This is a genomic window from Schleiferilactobacillus harbinensis DSM 16991 (assembly GCF_000425885.1).
Classification (GTDB): Bacteria; Bacillota; Bacilli; order Lactobacillales; family Lactobacillaceae; genus Schleiferilactobacillus; species Schleiferilactobacillus harbinensis.
Window position 1 is genome coordinate 24,039 of record NZ_AUEH01000001.1, and the last position, 15,685, is coordinate 39,723.

16 protein-coding genes are annotated in these 15,685 nt (G+C 54.0%); 15 read left to right on the forward strand and 1 reads right to left on the reverse strand.

Annotated elements, in window-relative coordinates; translation table 11 throughout:
• Positions 1-4: 4 nt before the first annotated feature.
• The 5 genes from H627_RS18935 to H627_RS0100155 all read left to right on the forward strand — a co-directional run bounded on the left by H627_RS18935 (position 5) and on the right by H627_RS0100155 (position 6,302).
• Positions 5-658 carry a TetR/AcrR family transcriptional regulator gene (locus H627_RS18935; protein WP_051225033.1) on the forward strand — a complete coding sequence of 218 codons (654 nt, stop codon included), beginning with the start codon at positions 5-7 and terminating at the stop codon, positions 656-658.
• Positions 658-2,394 (forward strand): ABC transporter ATP-binding protein, encoded by a 1,737-nt coding sequence (locus H627_RS0100140; RefSeq protein WP_027827260.1) that lies wholly within the window; start codon positions 658-660, stop codon positions 2,392-2,394. Before H627_RS18935 ends, H627_RS0100140 begins: the two co-directional genes overlap by 1 nt.
• Positions 2,387-4,282 carry an ABC transporter ATP-binding protein gene (locus H627_RS0100145; RefSeq protein ID WP_027827261.1) on the forward strand — a complete coding sequence of 632 codons (1,896 nt, stop codon included), beginning with the start codon at positions 2,387-2,389 and terminating at the stop codon, positions 4,280-4,282. The genes H627_RS0100140 and H627_RS0100145 overlap by 8 nt, the downstream gene beginning before the upstream one ends.
• Before the next feature lie 152 nt (positions 4,283-4,434).
• Positions 4,435-5,304, forward strand: a complete 870-nt coding sequence (locus tag H627_RS0100150; protein WP_027827262.1) for a VOC family protein — start codon at positions 4,435-4,437, stop codon at positions 5,302-5,304.
• On the forward strand, positions 5,301-6,302 hold the full coding sequence (locus tag H627_RS0100155) for a serine hydrolase domain-containing protein (RefSeq protein ID WP_027827263.1): 1,002 nt from the start codon (positions 5,301-5,303) through the stop codon (positions 6,300-6,302). Before H627_RS0100150 ends, H627_RS0100155 begins: the two co-directional genes overlap by 4 nt.
• 43 nt (positions 6,303-6,345) lie before the next feature.
• Here H627_RS0100155 and H627_RS0100160 read toward each other — a convergent pair whose 3' ends face one another.
• Entirely contained in the window at positions 6,346-7,698 is a 1,353-nt protein-coding gene (locus H627_RS0100160) for a Mur ligase family protein (RefSeq protein ID WP_027827264.1), read from the reverse strand.
• 168 nt (positions 7,699-7,866) lie between these two features.
• Between H627_RS0100160 and H627_RS0100165 the strand changes: the two genes are divergently transcribed.
• From H627_RS0100165 to atpH, 10 genes are all read left to right on the forward strand, one after another.
• Positions 7,867-8,469: a thymidine kinase gene (locus tag H627_RS0100165; protein ID WP_027827265.1), complete on the forward strand. Its 603-nt coding sequence runs from the start codon at positions 7,867-7,869 to the stop codon at positions 8,467-8,469.
• Entirely contained in the window at positions 8,462-9,550 is a 1,089-nt protein-coding gene (gene prfA, locus H627_RS0100170; RefSeq protein ID WP_027827266.1) for a peptide chain release factor 1, read from the forward strand. Before H627_RS0100165 ends, prfA begins: the two co-directional genes overlap by 8 nt.
• Positions 9,537-10,394 carry a peptide chain release factor N(5)-glutamine methyltransferase gene (prmC, locus tag H627_RS0100175; RefSeq protein ID WP_051225034.1) on the forward strand — a complete coding sequence of 286 codons (858 nt, stop codon included), beginning with the start codon at positions 9,537-9,539 and terminating at the stop codon, positions 10,392-10,394. The genes prfA and prmC overlap by 14 nt, the downstream gene beginning before the upstream one ends.
• A 21-nt stretch (positions 10,395-10,415) precedes the next feature.
• Entirely contained in the window at positions 10,416-11,426 is a 1,011-nt protein-coding gene (locus H627_RS0100180; RefSeq protein WP_027827268.1) for an L-threonylcarbamoyladenylate synthase, read from the forward strand.
• 43 nt (positions 11,427-11,469) lie between these two features.
• On the forward strand, positions 11,470-12,714 hold the full coding sequence (glyA, locus tag H627_RS0100185; protein WP_027827269.1) for a serine hydroxymethyltransferase: 1,245 nt from the start codon (positions 11,470-11,472) through the stop codon (positions 12,712-12,714).
• Positions 12,715-12,777: 63 nt separating this feature from the next.
• Positions 12,778-13,407 carry a uracil phosphoribosyltransferase gene (upp, locus tag H627_RS0100190; RefSeq protein ID WP_027827270.1) on the forward strand — a complete coding sequence of 210 codons (630 nt, stop codon included), beginning with the start codon at positions 12,778-12,780 and terminating at the stop codon, positions 13,405-13,407.
• Between the two features lie 212 nt (positions 13,408-13,619).
• Positions 13,620-14,330 (forward strand): F0F1 ATP synthase subunit A, encoded by a 711-nt coding sequence (gene atpB / locus H627_RS0100195; RefSeq protein WP_027827271.1) that lies wholly within the window; start codon positions 13,620-13,622, stop codon positions 14,328-14,330.
• 22 nt (positions 14,331-14,352) lie between these two features.
• Positions 14,353-14,565: a F0F1 ATP synthase subunit C gene (gene atpE, locus H627_RS0100200; protein WP_027827272.1), complete on the forward strand. Its 213-nt coding sequence runs from the start codon at positions 14,353-14,355 to the stop codon at positions 14,563-14,565.
• A 47-nt stretch (positions 14,566-14,612) separates the two neighbouring features.
• The gene (gene atpF / locus H627_RS0100205) at positions 14,613-15,140 is read left to right on the forward strand and encodes a F0F1 ATP synthase subunit B (RefSeq protein ID WP_063515129.1); all 528 of its coding nucleotides are present in this window, start codon (positions 14,613-14,615) and stop codon (positions 15,138-15,140) included.
• Positions 15,127-15,678 carry an ATP synthase F1 subunit delta gene (gene atpH / locus H627_RS0100210; RefSeq protein ID WP_035439572.1) on the forward strand — a complete coding sequence of 184 codons (552 nt, stop codon included), beginning with the start codon at positions 15,127-15,129 and terminating at the stop codon, positions 15,676-15,678. The genes atpF and atpH overlap by 14 nt, the downstream gene beginning before the upstream one ends.
• Positions 15,679-15,685: the final 7 nt, after the last annotated feature.

Consider the following 15,685-nt stretch of genomic DNA (forward strand, 5'->3'; position numbering starts at 1 on the left):
GGGCGTGCCCACGCAAACATTTTTTAACCTGCCCGGAACAAAACGGCAGCGCTTGATTGACGCCGGCTTCACTGTTTTTTCCCATGCCAGTCTGGCGGATGCATCCGTGAGCGAAATCGTCCGGTTAGCCAAGATTTCCCGGGGCAGTTTTTATCAGTATTTTTCGGATAAGACGGATCTGTATTTTTATCTGTTGGGTCAGTTGCGGGAAGCTTGGGCGGCCGATACGATCGGCACCTTGCGCCGCCACGAGGGCGATCTGTTTGCGACGGTGCGGGAACTAGCGGAAGCGGCTTTTACCGATCTTAGTCAGGGGCCGTACCGCGAGTTTTATCGCATGCTGTTTCTCAGTTTCAGCTATCGCGGGTCGGTCCAGGTAGATGATGAGTGGACGGCACACTACCGGGCTCAGCATCGGATTCGGACTAACTGGTCGCAGATGGTGGATACCAAGCGGCTCAACGTGAATAGTGATGATCAGCTGCATACTTTGGTGCACATGCTCTTTGGCGTGTTTGCCCAGAATGTGGCCCGCTATTTCAATGAAGCCGCTGATGCGACTGACACCGCAGTGGCTGATCGTTACCGGCAGAACATGCTGACGATGATCGATTGGCTGCAGCACGGTGTTGAAAAAGAAACGCAGGAGGAAAGGTAATGTTCAAATTAATGAAAGCCCGCATGTCCGGGTGGCAGGTCTTGGGCGCGCTGCTCTTCATGGTCGCCCAGGTCACCGCTCAGCTCTACCTGCCCAACTTGACGGCGGACATCGTCAATAAAGGGATCGCCACCGGCAATGTCGGTTACATTTGGGAAACCGGCGGGCGGATGCTGCTGGTCACGGGGCTGTTTATTCTGGCTGCCGTCGGCAACGTCTTCCTCGCTTCCCGGGCGTCCCAAAAATTGGGCCAGAATTTGCGGAGTGATTTATTCCACAAAATCTTGTTCTATTCCAATGACCAGTTCGATGCCATCGGCACCAGTTCTTTGATCACCCGGACCACCAACGATGTCATGCAGATTCAGAACGTGACCATGATGATGTTGCGGATGATGATCATGGCGCCAATTACCTTGGTGGGGGCGAGTTTCCTGGCCTACCAGAAGGACGCCTATTTGACCCGGATTTTCGTCGTCGTCATTCCGATTCTGGTAATCGTGATGGGTGTGGTGATGTTCTTTGCCGTGCCGCTGTTCCGCAAGATGCAAACAAAGACCGACCGCCTGAACCTGGTATTCCGGGAAGGGCTGACCGGGGTGCGGGTCATCCGCGCTTTTCGCCGGGATAAGTTTGAACAGAATCGGTTTGATGTGGCCAACAAGGATTACACTCACAATGCCCGGATGGTTTTCTCCATTATGGCCGTGATGTTTCCTTTGGTGACCATGATCATGTCTGGTACGAACGTCGGCATTGTCTACTTTGGGGCCCAGCGGATTGCTTCCCAGTCCCTGGAAACTGGTAATATGATTGCGTTTCTTACATACGCGATGCAGATCTTGATGAGTTTCATGATGCTCTCCATGGTCTTCTTCTTCGTGCCCCGAGCCCAAGCGTCCGCAACGCGGATCAATCAGGTCTTGGATGCGGAAACGACTGTCAAGTCGCCAGCCGCACCGACCGCACCGGCCCAACCCGAAGCGTCTTTGCAATTTGACAATGTCCAATTCCGCTATGCCCAAGCGGAAGATCCCGCATTGACGGGGGTGGACTTCAAAATGCATAAGGGGCAAACAGTGGCGGTGATCGGCGGGACTGGTTCCGGCAAGACGACGCTGGTCAATCTGATTCCGCGGTTCTATGATGTGGAAAAAGGCAGTGTCAACGTTGACGGGACGGATGTCCGCCAGTGGGATTTGGCAGATCTGCATGAGCATGTCGCCTTTGTACCCCAGAAGTCTGTTCTTTTCCGAGGGACGATCCGTTCGAACATGCAATATGGGAACGAGAACGCCACTGATGACGAAATGTGGCATGCCTTGGATATCGCGCAGGCAACTGAGTTCGTGAAGGGCCTGCCGGATGGCTTGGATGCTGTGGTCGAGCAGGGCGGGAATAATTTCTCTGGCGGTCAAAAGCAACGGCTGGCGATTGCCCGGGCGCTGGTCAAGAAAGCCAGCATCTACGTCTTTGATGATTCCCTATCTGCGTTGGACTTCAAGACCGAAGCTGATTTGCGGCATGCCCTGCATGAAGATCCGCAAATGCAGGAGAGTGTGACGGTCATTGTCGGGCAGCGGGTGTCCAGCGTCGCCGACGCAGATACGATCATCGTGCTGGATAGCGGTAAGATGGTCGGCCGCGGCACACACCAGGAGTTGCTGGCTAACAACGAAACCTACCAAGAAATCGTTTCTTCACAAATCCGGAAAGGGGACACGCATCATGAGTGATAATAAATCGAGTCGGCGCCCAAGCGGCGGCGGTCCCCGCGGACCAATGGGCGGGATGGCCGGCGTTAAGCAGAAGCCGAAGAACTTCTGGGGCACCACCCGGCGGTTAATGGGCTACATGAAACCCCATGCTGTAGCTTTCAGTGCCGTGATGATCTTGGCCATTGTCTCCCAAGTCTTCCAGATTCGGACGCCAAAGATCCTTGGGGAAGCGACGACCGAAATCTTCAAGGGTGTGATGAAGGGGACGGCAGAACAAAAGGCGGGGATCAATATCGCCAACTTCCCCATCGACTTTGGCAAGATTCAGCAGATCATCATTACCGTGATCCTGATGTATCTGGCGTCTGCCCTGTTCAGCTTCCTGCAGCAGTTCATTATGACTCAGGTCTCCCAGGATACCGTTTATCGGCTGCGTCGGGACTTGAAGGATAAGATGGCCCGGGTGCCGGTCCAGTATTACGATACCCATCCTAACGGGGACATTATGTCTCGGGCGATCAACGATATGGATAATATCGCCGGCACCTTGCAGCAAAACATCACTCAGGCCATCACCAGTACGGTGATGTTCATTGGGACACTGTGGATGATGATTACGATCAGCTGGACGTTGACGGGGATCGCTCTGTTGACCATTCCCCTGAGTTTGATCGTCGTCGGCATTGTCGCGCCAAAGTCCCAGAAGTTCTTTGCTGCCCAGCAGAAGTCGTTGGGGTTATTGAACGACCAGATTGAAGAAAATTACAGCGGCCACGTGGTGAACAAATCTTTCAACCATGAAGCCGAAAGTATTGTCCAGTTCGAGAAAGAAAACTCTAAGCTGTACAATGCCTCCTGGAAAGCCCAAATGATTTCCGGGATCATTATGCCGTTGATGAACTTCGTCAATAACCTGGGCTACGTGTTTATCGCCATCTTCGGCGGGATCCGTGTTGCCAACGGAGAAGTCAGCTTAGGGGATGTGCAGGCCTTTCTGCAATATACCCAGCAGTTCTCCCAGCCGATTTCGCAACTGGCCAACCTCGCCAACACGATTCAATCCACGATCGCTTCGGCGGAACGGATCTTCGAAGTGTTGGATGAACCGGAAATGCAGGATCAGCCGTCTGGCGTGGCCCCGATTCCCGATGACAAGCGCAAGATTGCGCTGGAACACGTCCAATTCGGTTATGTCGGCAAGCCGCAATTGATGAGCGACTTCAACCTGAACGTCTATCCGGGACAGATGATTGCCATCGTGGGCCCCACCGGCGCTGGGAAGACGACTATCATTAACTTGCTGGAACGTTTCTACGACATCAATGGCGGGTCGATCCGCTTAGCCGGGACCGATACTCGGGATATCAAGCGAGAAGCCCTGCGCGCTCACTTTGCGATGGTCTTGCAGGACACGTGGCTGTTTACCGGGACCATTATGGACAACCTGCGGTACGGCCGGGAAGATGCGACGGATGAACAGATCTTCGCTTCTGCCAAAGCAGCCCATGCGGACAGCTTTATCCGGCAGCTGCCCAAGGGCTACGACACGATCCTGAATGAAGAGGCCAGCAATATTTCCCAGGGTCAGCGGCAATTGTTGACGATTGCTCGGGCGTTTGTGGCCGATCCGGACATTCTGATTCTGGATGAAGCGACCAGTTCCGTGGATACCCGGACAGAATTGCACATTCAGCATGCGATGGAGCGTCTGCTGAAAGGTCGGACCAGCTTCGTGGTGGCTCACCGGCTGTCCACGATTCAAGACGCTGACAACATCATTGTCATGAACCACGGGAGCGTGGTCGAAACTGGCACGCACAACAGTCTGCTGGCGGCCCATGGCTTCTATGCCGATCTTTACAACAGTCAGTTCACTGGCAATTTGACCATGGCGGAACCGTCTTAAGCGGGTTCGCCCAAGAAAGTTTGCATAAGGCACCAAGCCCTCTGCCATAGGGGACTTGGTGTCTTTTTAGCTGAGCATGATGCTTGAATTTTATACTTTTTTCACTCACAATTACCATGTCACGCAAACGTTACAGGAAGGGATTGGGTTTAATGTCCGGTTATATTATCGCAGATGAGACCCGCATTCGGTATGTTGCCCTGAAGGTCAAGGATCTACAGGCCATGGTGGACTTTTATACGCAAATCGCGGGATTGGCTTTATTAAAACGTTCGGAAGAAGTGGCCTATTTAGGCACCCGGCAAAACCAGGAAGTGCTGGTGACCCTGCACAAGATTGCCGGGCACACGCCGAAGGCCCCCACAGCTGGCTTGGAGCACATGGCCATCCTGCTGCCGGATCGCAATACCCTGGGTTCTGCTTTGCAGCATATGGTCGATAACGGTATTGCCATTGACGGGGTGTTTGAAAACTCCTATTCGCAAACGTTCATTATTCATGATCCCGAGGGGAATGGTGTAGAATTTGCCGACGACAAATCAGCGTCGGAGTGGCGCACGCCTAATGCCATTGACTGGCACAACGAGCGGACCGAGACGATCGCCCAAGATGTGTTGTTGAAACACCAGGGAGATAAGTATGCCGCCGCCCCGGCAGGAATTTCCATCGGCCATGTCCAGCTGCGGGTGAACAACTTAGCGGATACGGCGAAGTTCTATGAAGCAGGGCTTGGCTTTTCAGTGAATAACGATGCGGATCCCAAGCAGCTCTTTCTGGCGGCGGGGGATTATCACCACCACATTGGCATTAATTTGACGAACGACGAGCACTTGGCTAAGCCGGTGTTTGATGAATACGGCTTGGATTATGTCAATTTGATCCTGCCTAACGAGTCGGCCATGGATCTGCTCCGGACGAATTTGGACGCCCAGGGGTTCAAGGACTACGACTACAACAGCCAGTTCCATTATTTACAAGTCACAGATCCTAACGGTATTAACCTCTGGTTTGCCATCGCATGAGGAAATCGGAAAAACAGATTCAACGGTTAGTGACAGCCCGTGTCGTGCCTGGTGTGTCTTATGCGTATGTTCATTCGTTCAGTACAGACACCCGCGTCTTAGGCGATCTCGTTTGGTACCCCCAGACAACCCCGCTGGGCCCCAATGCGCAATATGACCTGGCGTCGCTGACGAAAGTCGTGGGCACCCTGACAGTATTTTTGCAGGCAGTGGCGGAGGGCCGGTTAACACCAGATACACCTGTGGCGGACTTTTTACCCACTGTGCAGGATCAGCGGGTCACGTTTCGTCATTTGCTCACCCACACGTCCGGGATCGCCGGCTATATTCCGCACCGTAATGCCCTGCCGGCACCGCAGTTAAAAGAGGCATTGCTCCGGTTGCCGGTGACTGATGCTTTTGCCCAGAAGCCGGTATACAGCGACACTAATCTGCTCTTCGTCGGGTTCGTGCTGGAGCAGCTTTACGGTGCGCCGATTCATGATCTGATCACCAACCGGGTGCTGCGTCCCTTGGGTTTGAGCGGGGCCGCCTTTCATCCGGCACGAGCAGTTCCGACGCTCTATAATGCTGCCGCCGGCACCAATTTCGCCGGTGTTGTCCATGACCCGAAGAGTCGGATACTGGGCGACCACAGCGGTTCAGCGGGATTGTTCAGCGACTTGCCGAGTTTGGTGCGCTTCGTGCAGTGGTACTTGGGCCAATGGGCGCCGGTGCCGGCGCCGCTGGATCAATCAGTTTTGTTGCCGTTGTGGCAGGACTGGGCCCCCCATCACGGTCAGCGGTCCCTTGGCTGGGATCTGCGGACGACCCCGGCCGGCACGCCGGTGCTGTACCATACCGGTTTTACTGGGACCTTCATGGCCCTGGACCGGAAGCATCAAGAGGGGCTGATCGTATTGACTAATCGGATTTATCCCAATGGGCAAAACGACCGCTTCTTGGCAGATCGGGAGATCATTCTCAATACGTGGCTGGCGGAATGCGATCGCCGGTAGCAAAATAGCACCCCGCCAGCGGGGTGCTATTTATATGGACCAATCAATGATTAACCAGTTGCTGACTGACGTAGTTTTTGTCGGCCAGGGCTTTGCGCAGCTCCAGCATCGCGGTGTACGTAGCCAAAACATAAATCCGGTCATTGGGGATTTGCTGGATCAGCGGAATTGCGTCGGTGACGTTTTCCGCGGTCTGCAGATGATCGTCGGCGACGCCGGCGACCTTGAGCCGCAAGGCAATATCCTTATACCGGTGGCCGCCGGCAATCACTGCCGGCATGGCGGCATAATCCAAGTCCTCAAACCGCCCGTCCCAGATCCAGCTGGTATCGATCCCATCCGCGTAGTTGGAATTCAGCAGGACGGCCAGCGAATAAGGTTGGGGATCATTGTGGATCATGGTCAGGACCTGGTTCAGGCCCACCGGATTTTTGACCAAAATAATAGTCACTTTTTTACCATCCACATTGATCACTTCCTGGCGGCCAAAGACAGTCTCATCGCCGGAGAGGGCCTGGACGACCTGATCCCCGGTGACGCCGAATTCCCGGGCAACGGTATAAGCCGCCAAGGTGTTGTAAATATTGTACAAGCCGCCGATATTGATCGACGCCTGGTGACCATCCAGGTCAAAGGTGGACCGGGTCGGCAGGAGGGTGGCAACACTGTTGACAGTATACTTCAACGCGGGTCGGTGGAAACCGCAATTGGGGCAGAAATAATTACCTAAATTGGCATAGGTATTGAAGTGATAATGCAGAATGTGATCGCACACCGGACACAGCACGCCGTCGGTATTCACATCGGCCCGGGTGTCGCCCTCGTCCGGCAGGTTGAAGCCGTAGTAGACCTTGGGGTTGGGCAAGTCTTTTGAATTAAAAATTGGAGCATCCCCATTAGCAACAATCGTGGCCTCGGGACATAACTTCACGCCGGCCAAAATTTTCTCATAGGTGGTATAAATCTCACCGTAGCGGTCCATCTGGTCCCGAAAAATATTGGTTAGGACAAACATCTTCGGGTGCAGCTGTTCGGCGACGTGAGCGACGTTGGCTTCGTCCACTTCCAGTACCGCCAGCCCCTTTTCGCCTTTCCGGCGGGAATTGGCCATGAATACCGTCATGATGCCCTGGAACATGTTGGAGCCGGTGGGGTTGGTCAGGACCTGGTCGTATTTTTGACGCAGGGCTTTCACCGTCAAGGCGGTGGTTAGTGTTTTCCCATTGGTCCCCGTGATAATAATCGTATCGTAATCTTTGCCCAGTGCGGCCAGGGCGTTGGGGGCGATCCGCTCCACCAGTTGACCAGGGAATGAACTGCCGCCGTTGCGAAAGGTGTGTAAGAACCAATAGGCACTTTTCCCTACTGTGATTGCGAATTTGTCCCGGATGCTCATCTGTCAGCCACCTATCCTTTTTCTCGAATGTTTCTTGACTATTCTAGCAGATTCCGCGCTTTAGGGCGATGCTGACTGTTTGCTGCGGCGGTTAGTCTTCACTGCTGGTGCGGATTCCGTTATACTAGATAAGATTTAGACGATACGTTGAAAATGGGGGTGGCCTGGTTGGCCCAATTATTTTTCCGTTATGGTGCCATGAATAGCGGCAAGTCCATCGAAATTTTGAAGGTGGCCCACAATTATGAAGAGCAGAATAAGCCGGTGGTGCTGATGACGAGCCATCTGGACACGCGCAGCGGCGAGGGCGTCATCGCCAGCCGGATTGGGCTGCATCGGCCCGCACTGCCGATCCTGGAGGATACCGACATTTTTGCCATTACGGACGCCCAGCCGATCAAACCGGCCTGTATCCTGATCGATGAAGCCCAGTTTCTGAAAAAGGCGCAGGTGCTGCAAGCATGCAAGATCGTGGATAATCTGGGTATTCCGGTGATGACCTTCGGCTTGAAGAACGACTTTCGCAATGAATTGTTCGAAGGCTCCAAGTATTTACTGCTGTATGCCGACAAGATCGAAGAAATGAAGACCATTTGCTGGTTCTGCCAGCATAAGGCCACAATGAATCTGCGGGTGCACGATAATCGGCCCGTTTACGAGGGTGAACAAATTATGATTGGCGGCAACGAATCTTATTATCCAGTGTGCCGGTATCATTATTTCCACCCTGATTTAGCTAAAATAGAAGGGAAAGAAGAAATCGATGGATAAAATCATTGCCCAGCTCGAAGGCGTCTTGCAACGTTACGACGAGTTGGAAGAAATGATGGCTGATCCAGAAGTGATCAACGATACGCAACGCTATCTGCAGGTGACCAAAGAAGAGGGCAGTCTGCGGGAAGTGGTGCAGAAATACAAGCATTATAAACAGGTCCAGCATGACATCAAGGAAAGTGAAGAGGTTCTCTCAGATTCCGATGATGCCGAGTTGGAAGAATTAGCTAAGGAAGACTTGGCTAATCTGAAGGCAGAAAAGGAACAGTTGGACCACGAGATCTTGGTATTGATGCTGCCTAAGGACCCTAATGATGACAAGAACATCATCATGGAGATCCGCGGGGCGGCTGGCGGAGACGAAGCCAGTCTGTTTGCGGCGGATTTGCTGTCCATGTATCAGAAATACGCCGAGCGCCAGGGCTGGACGTTTGAAATTATCGATGAAAACCGCACGGATGTCGGCGGCTTCAAGGAAGTTGCGGTGATGATCACCGGGACGCAGGTATATTCCAAACTAAAGTATGAAAACGGCGCGCACCGGGTGCAGCGGGTGCCGGTGACGGAATCCGCTGGCCGGGTGCATACCTCAACGGCCACTGTCGCAGTCATGCCGGAATACGATGACATTGACTTCAAGCTGGATCCCAAGGATATTCGGGTAGACGTGTACCGTTCCTCCGGAGCTGGCGGCCAGCATATCAACAAGACGTCTTCAGCGGTGCGGATGACGCATATTCCCACTGGCATCGTCGTGGCCATGCAGGATCAACGGTCCCAGCAGCAGAACCGGGAACGGGCAATGCAGATCCTGCGTACTCGGGTTTATGATTTCTATGAAACCGAAAACCGAAGCAAGTACGATGAAAAGCGGAAGAGTGCGGTGGGGACGGGTGACCGGTCCGAACGGATCCGCACGTACAACTATCCGCAAAACCGAGTGACTGACCACCGGATCGGTTTGACGCTGAACAAGCTGGACCGGATCATGAACGGTGATCTTGGCGAGATCATTGATGCCTTGATCGTCCATGACCAGACCGACAAACTGGAGCACTTGCAGGATGTCGGCGCCTGAGACGTATAACACCTGGCTGCAGACCCTGCATCAGCAGTTAACCGCCCAGGGGCTGGATCCAGATGGTGCCGAGTACGTCTTAACGACTCGGCAGGGCTGGACAAACACGGATCTGCTCCTGCATCTGCGGACAGTTATCCCGGCTGATTTGCAGCAGCAGCTGGTCAGTGACGCCAAACGCTTGCTGGCGGCGGAGCCGGCGCAGTATATCGTTGGGCAGGCCTGGTTTTATGGCCTGCCGCTGCAGGTTGCGCCCGGGGTACTGATTCCTCGTCCAGAGACCGAAGAGTTGGTGGCCTGGCTGCTGGCCTCATTGCCAGCAGATCGGCCAGTGTCTGTTCTGGATATTGGGACCGGGTCCGGCGCCATTGCCATCGCGGTGGCCCATGAACGGCCCCGGTGGTCAGTGACCGCCACCGATATTTCGCCCCGAGCCTTGGAAGTGGCGACGGCGAATGCCCAGCGTTTGGTGCCCGGGCGAATTCGGTTCATCCAGGGTGACCTGTTTAGGCCAGTGGCTCAGGATCGCTTCACGGCCATTATCAGCAATCCGCCCTACATTGCTTGGGGCGAGGCAGCCGTGATGGATCAGTCAGTGAAGCAGTACGAGCCGAGTACGGCGCTGTTCGCGCCGGACAATGGGCATGCCCTCTATGCCCAGTTGATTGACCAGGCTCCGGACCATTTAGCCGCGGGCGGCCAGCTCTTTTTAGAGCATGGCTATCACCAGCGACCGGCGCTCGCCGCGCTGTTGGCCCGTCAACCTGGGCTGGTCCCGGAATTCAGAGCCGATATGGCCGGCCATCCCCGGATGGTGCGGGCGGTGTATCGGCCGCAAGTTTGAAAGAAAAGAAGGGTTTTTATTTTGGAAACATTACGTTTGAAGCCGGATCAAGTGGCCCAAGCGGCGGCGTTTATCAAAGCCGGCCAGCTGGTCGCTTTCCCCACCGAAACAGTGTATGGCCTAGGCGCCGACGCTACCAATCCGACCGCGGTGAAGCAGGTTTACGCTGCCAAGGGGCGGCCCAGCGACAATCCGCTGATCGTCACGGTCTCCGGGCCGGAGCAGGTCGCCCAATACGCGGCAGGGATCACCCCCAAGGTGCAGGCCTTGTTTGACCGGTTCTGGCCGGGTCCGCTGACCCTGGTACTGCCGGTGAAACCGGGCACACTGCCGAAGGAAGTCACTGGCGGTCTGCGCACGGCGGCTTTTCGCAACCCGGCAGATAAACTGACCCGGGAATTGATTGAACAGGCGGGAGTCCCCATGGTCGGTCCCAGCGCCAATACCTCGGGCAAACCAAGTCCCACCACTGCCGACCACGTACTCCACGACTTAACCGGTAAAATCGCTGCCGTGCTGGACGACGGCCAGACTAAAGTCGGTGTGGAATCCACGATCGTCGATATGTCCGTAGTCCCGCCGGTTATCTTGCGCCCCGGCGCAGTGTCCATCCATGACTTGGAACCGATCATTGGCAAAGTTTTGATCAACAGCCATAAGGTCGGGGCCAATGAAGTACCGAAAGCCCCAGGGATGAAGTACAAACACTACGCGCCCAATGCCCAGGTCGTCATTGTTCGGGATCCGGCAGACTTTGCCAAAGCCATTGACTGGGCTGAAGGCAAGGGCCCTGTTGGTTTGCTGGCGACTGATGCGGTTTTGGAAAAGCAGGACGCGGTCCGTTTCAAGTCCCAATATTCACTGGGGGACGATGTGGACAGTGCGACGCACCGCCTATTTGCCGGATTGCGCTACTTTGATCTGAATCCGGAGATCAAGATCATTTTAGCCCAGGGCTTCACCCCCGATGGCTTAGGCTTAGCCTATATGAATCGGTTGGAGAAGGCCGCAGGACTGCAGTACTTTGATTGATTGCTGACGTCACTCAGGAGATCCGCTGAAGGAGGATTTTGTCATGACCACACCCGCCTATGAAAATGAAGACCGCGCCCTCTGGGCTGCCATTCACCAAGAAGAAGACCGGCAGCAGCACAACATCGAACTGATTGCGTCGGAAAATATCGTGTCCCAGGGTGTTCGCGCAGCCCAAGGCTCAGTCTTGACCAACAAGTATGCCGAAGGATATCCCGGCCACCGCTATTACGGCGGTTGTGAGTATATCGACATTGCGGAGAACTTGGCCATCGACCGGGCGAAGGAACTTTTCCATGCCGAATATGCCAATGTCCAGCCCCATTCCGGTTCCCAAGCCAATGAAGCGGCTTATCGGGCATTTTTGCATCCCGGCGACAAAGTCCTGGGTATGGACCTGACTGCCGGCGGTCATTTGACCCATGGGTCGCCAGTGAATTTTTCGGGGAAGACGTATACTTTCCACAGTTATGGGGTCGATCCCGTGACGGAGCGGATCGACTATGAGGCGGTCCGGGCATTGGCCGAAGAGATCCACCCGCGGATGATCGTGGCGGGCGCCTCAGCGTATTCCCGGACGATCGACTTTGCTAAATTCCGAGAGATTGCTGATGCAGTTGGTGCGTATTTGATGGTCGACATGGCCCACATTGCGGGGCTCGTGGCGACTGGCGCGCACCCCAGTCCAGTACCCTATGCGGACGTCGTGACGACGACGACCCATAAGACTCTGCGCGGCCCCCGGGGCGGCCTGATTTTAGCAAAAGCCGACTATGGCCGGGCCATCAACTCGGCGGTCTTCCCGGGTACCCAGGGCGGTCCGCTGGAGCACGTGATCGCCGCTAAAGCCATTGCCTTCCACGAAGCGATGCAGCCGGAATTCAAGGCGTATATTGCTCAGGTAATCAAGAACACTGCTGTCATGGCGGACTACTGCAACGCCCAACCGGGACTGCGAGTTATTTCCGGTGGTACGGATAACCACTTGTTCCTGCTGGATGTGACCGGCATGGGTGTGACGGGGCGGGAAGTACAAGACTTGTGCGACAGTATTGCCATTACCCTGAATAAGAACACCATTCCAGGCGAAAAGAATGGTCCGTTCAAGACCAGCGGAGTACGGATCGGTGCCGCGGCGATCACCAGCCGCGGGTTCAAGGAACAGGAATCGCTGCAAGTGGCCAAATGGATCGTCCAGGCGATCCAGCAGCGGCATGATCAAGCGGCTTTGGCCGATATCCGCCAGCAAGTCTATGCGTTGACGGATCAATTACCAATTACCCGGTAATATTCAGCTTTTCTTATTTCCCCGTGGTAGAATGAATACAACTGGAATAGGAGGATTAGAGCATTGAGCAAGTTTACTGTACTTAATCACCCGTTGATTCAGCACAAGCTGACGATCATTCGGGACAAGCACACCGGCACCAAGGAGTTTCGCGAAGTAGCCAACGAAATCGCGGAATTAATGGTGTACGAAATCACCCGCGATCTGCCGCTGGAGGACGTTGAAATCGAAACGCCCATGGGTAAGACAATCCAAAAACAGTTATCCGGCAAGAAGCTCGCGGTGATTCCCATCTTGCGGGCCGGGCTGGGCATGGTGGACGGCGTTTTGGAACTGATCCCGGCAGCTAAAGTCGGCCATATCGGCATGTACCGGGACGAGAAGACCCTGAAACCGCACGAATATTTCGTGAAGATGCCTGAAGATATCGGTCAGCGGGAACTCTTCATCGTCGACCCGATGCTGGCTACCGGCGGCTCGGCCAATATGGCGATTGACGCGCTGAAGAAGCGCGGCGCGACCCATATGCGTTTAGTTGTTCTGGTGGCGGCTCCCGAGGGTGTGAAGGCAGTTCAAGCGGCCCATCCAGACGTTGACATTTATGCCGCCGCTTTGGATGATCATCTGAACCAGGACGGGTACATCGTACCGGGTCTGGGCGATGCCGGAGATCGGCTTTTCGGTACAAAGTAAGATGGCGCTTCCAAAATCACCCATTTTCTGCTTGAAAATTTCATTATTATTTTTGGGCAATAGGGCTGATCTGTTGGATTCGTAACCGTTATCTTCCGGCTTGCCGCTTTGTGTTTTCATTTATCTGGTGTTATCATACCGAGTGTGTTTTGGAGACCGCTGAATGTTTTTCAGCGGCGTACCAACAACCATTATGGAAAGGAGGTCACAACGTGAACGAGAAATATCCGATCGTGGAATTTATGGGCATGCGGATGAACTTGGCCAATGATTTATCCGCTCTTGTTGCAGCCGTATTAGTTTTTGTATTGGCTTATTGGTTTGCTCGCAAGCCCCAATTCCGACCCACAAAGAAGCAGAACATGCTGGAATGGATGATCGATTTCACTGATGGTATCGTACATAGTGCGATGCCTGGGGCAACCGGTGAGCCATTCCGTTTATTTGCCTTTGTGCTGTTCTTGTTCATTTGGATGTCTAACCAATTAGGCCTCGCCATCGAAGTAAATGTCGGTGGGACGACGTGGATCAAGTCGCCGACGAGTGACCCCATGGTGACCATGTCTTTGGCATTCATGGCCTTGTTGCTGACGCACTATTTCTCGGTGCGCAAGTTTGGCTTCGGCGGGTATTTGTACAACTATACCCGGCCGATGGTAATGCTTTTGCCAATCAATATATTGGAGGAGTTCACGAACTTCTTAACGTTGGCCCTCCGGCTTTACGGCAATATCTTTGCCGGTGAAGTATTACTAACATTATTGGGCTCTGTTGCCCAGAGCTTCGGTGTTGTGAGCGTTGTTCTGGCTGCACCGTTAGAGCTCATCTGGCAAGGCTTCTCCGTGTTCATTGGATCTATTCAGGCATACGTGTTCGTTACCCTGGCTATGGTCTATATGTCACGGAAATTGGAAACAGAATAAACATAAATTAGGAGGAACTTACATGCAATATCTTGCCGCTTCTCTCGCCGCGGGCTTAGCTGCCCTGGCTGCTTCATTTGGTAACGGGTTGGTTATTTCCCGGACGGTCGAGAGTATCTCTCGTCAGCCGGAAGTCGCTGGTACGTTACGTACTCTGATGTTCATCGGGGTTGGCTTGATCGAAGCCGTGCCGATTCTTTCCGTCGCCGTGGCTTTCGTTATCCTGTTTCTGTAATCAGTCAGTGACAACGAAAAAAACACAGCGAAGGGAAGTGTGTGTAATTGGCTAGCGAAGTGATTTTAGCCAGCAAAGCCACCGGCGGTTTGTATGTCTTCGACTTGCTGTTTTACCTCGTTCTCTTCATGATCTTGATGTGGGCGGTTGGGCATTTTGCCTGGGGCCCGGTCAATAAAATGATGGAAACCCGGCGCAACAAGGTCAATGATGATATTGATCACGCCCAGAGCGCCCGCGAAACTGCGGAAGCCCAGCAGAAGCAAACCGCTGCCGCGTTGGCTGACTCGAAGAATCAGGCCGTTGCGATCATTGCCAAAGCCCAACAACAAGGTTCTGCGCAACAGGATCAAATTGTGGCCGAGGCGCATTCCCAAGCCGATGTGTTGCGTAAACAGGCGGAAAAGGATGCGGCTCAAGCCAAGCAGGATGCTTTGGCTCAGGCGAAGGATGATATCGCCGATCTGTCGGTGCAAATTGCCAGCAAGTTGATCAACAAAGAGTTGGATGCCAGTGCCCACCAACAATTGATCGATACTTACATTAAAGGATTGAATACCCATGGCCAAGCTTGATCGCGGCACGGTTGGTACGCGTTACGCCACTGCCTTGTTGGCATTGGCGAAAGAGCGTGGTAATGCAGCGGAGACGTTAGATGAATTACGGGAACTGGCACAAGTCTTCGCCGCTCAACCGGATTTGGGTCAAATTCTGACAGATAATCGGCTTTCATTACAAGAAAAACAGCCGATTTTGGCTGAGCTGAAGAAGCCATTTTCAGAGCAAACGCAAACCTTGCTGCAAATGGTCTATGACTATAAGCGGATGGTGGACATGCCTGATATTGTGAAGGCCTATGAGCACTTATATGATGCGGATCAGCACATCATTGAAGCGCACGTCACCAGCGTAGTGCCGTTGACTGCGGACCAGCAGACGGCGTTGAAACAGGCGCTTGCCGCCCGGTTCGGCGCTAAAACAGTATATTTGCACCTGCACCAGGATCCGGCCTTGATCGGCGGGGTGGTTGTGCGGGTACATGATACGGTGCTGGATGGCAGCATGGCCCGGCGGCTGGCCGACATCAGGGCGGCTTTAACAGCAGCATCGTAATGGTCGC

Excerpts from the sequence above, each read along its gene's own strand:
- H627_RS0100140 (WP_027827260.1), top strand. The coding sequence starts at position 658 with ATGTTCAAATTAATGAAAGCCCGCATGTCCGGGTGGCAGGTCTTGGGC.
- prfA (WP_027827266.1), top strand. The coding sequence starts at position 8,462 with ATGGATAAAATCATTGCCCAGCTCGAAGGCGTCTTGCAACGTTACGAC.
- H627_RS0100150 (WP_027827262.1), top strand. The coding sequence starts at position 4,435 with ATGTCCGGTTATATTATCGCAGATGAGACCCGCATTCGGTATGTTGCC.
- H627_RS0100145 (WP_027827261.1), top strand. The coding sequence starts at position 2,387 with ATGAGTGATAATAAATCGAGTCGGCGCCCAAGCGGCGGCGGTCCCCGC.
- glyA (WP_027827269.1), top strand. The coding sequence starts at position 11,470 with ATGACCACACCCGCCTATGAAAATGAAGACCGCGCCCTCTGGGCTGCC.
- atpH (WP_035439572.1), top strand. The coding sequence starts at position 15,127 with ATGGCCAAGCTTGATCGCGGCACGGTTGGTACGCGTTACGCCACTGCC.
- H627_RS0100160 (WP_027827264.1), bottom strand. The coding sequence starts at position 7,698 with ATGAGCATCCGGGACAAATTCGCAATCACAGTAGGGAAAAGTGCCTAT.
- atpE (WP_027827272.1), top strand. The coding sequence starts at position 14,353 with ATGCAATATCTTGCCGCTTCTCTCGCCGCGGGCTTAGCTGCCCTGGCT.
- H627_RS0100155 (WP_027827263.1), top strand. The coding sequence starts at position 5,301 with ATGAGGAAATCGGAAAAACAGATTCAACGGTTAGTGACAGCCCGTGTC.
- prmC (WP_051225034.1), top strand. The coding sequence starts at position 9,537 with ATGTCGGCGCCTGAGACGTATAACACCTGGCTGCAGACCCTGCATCAG.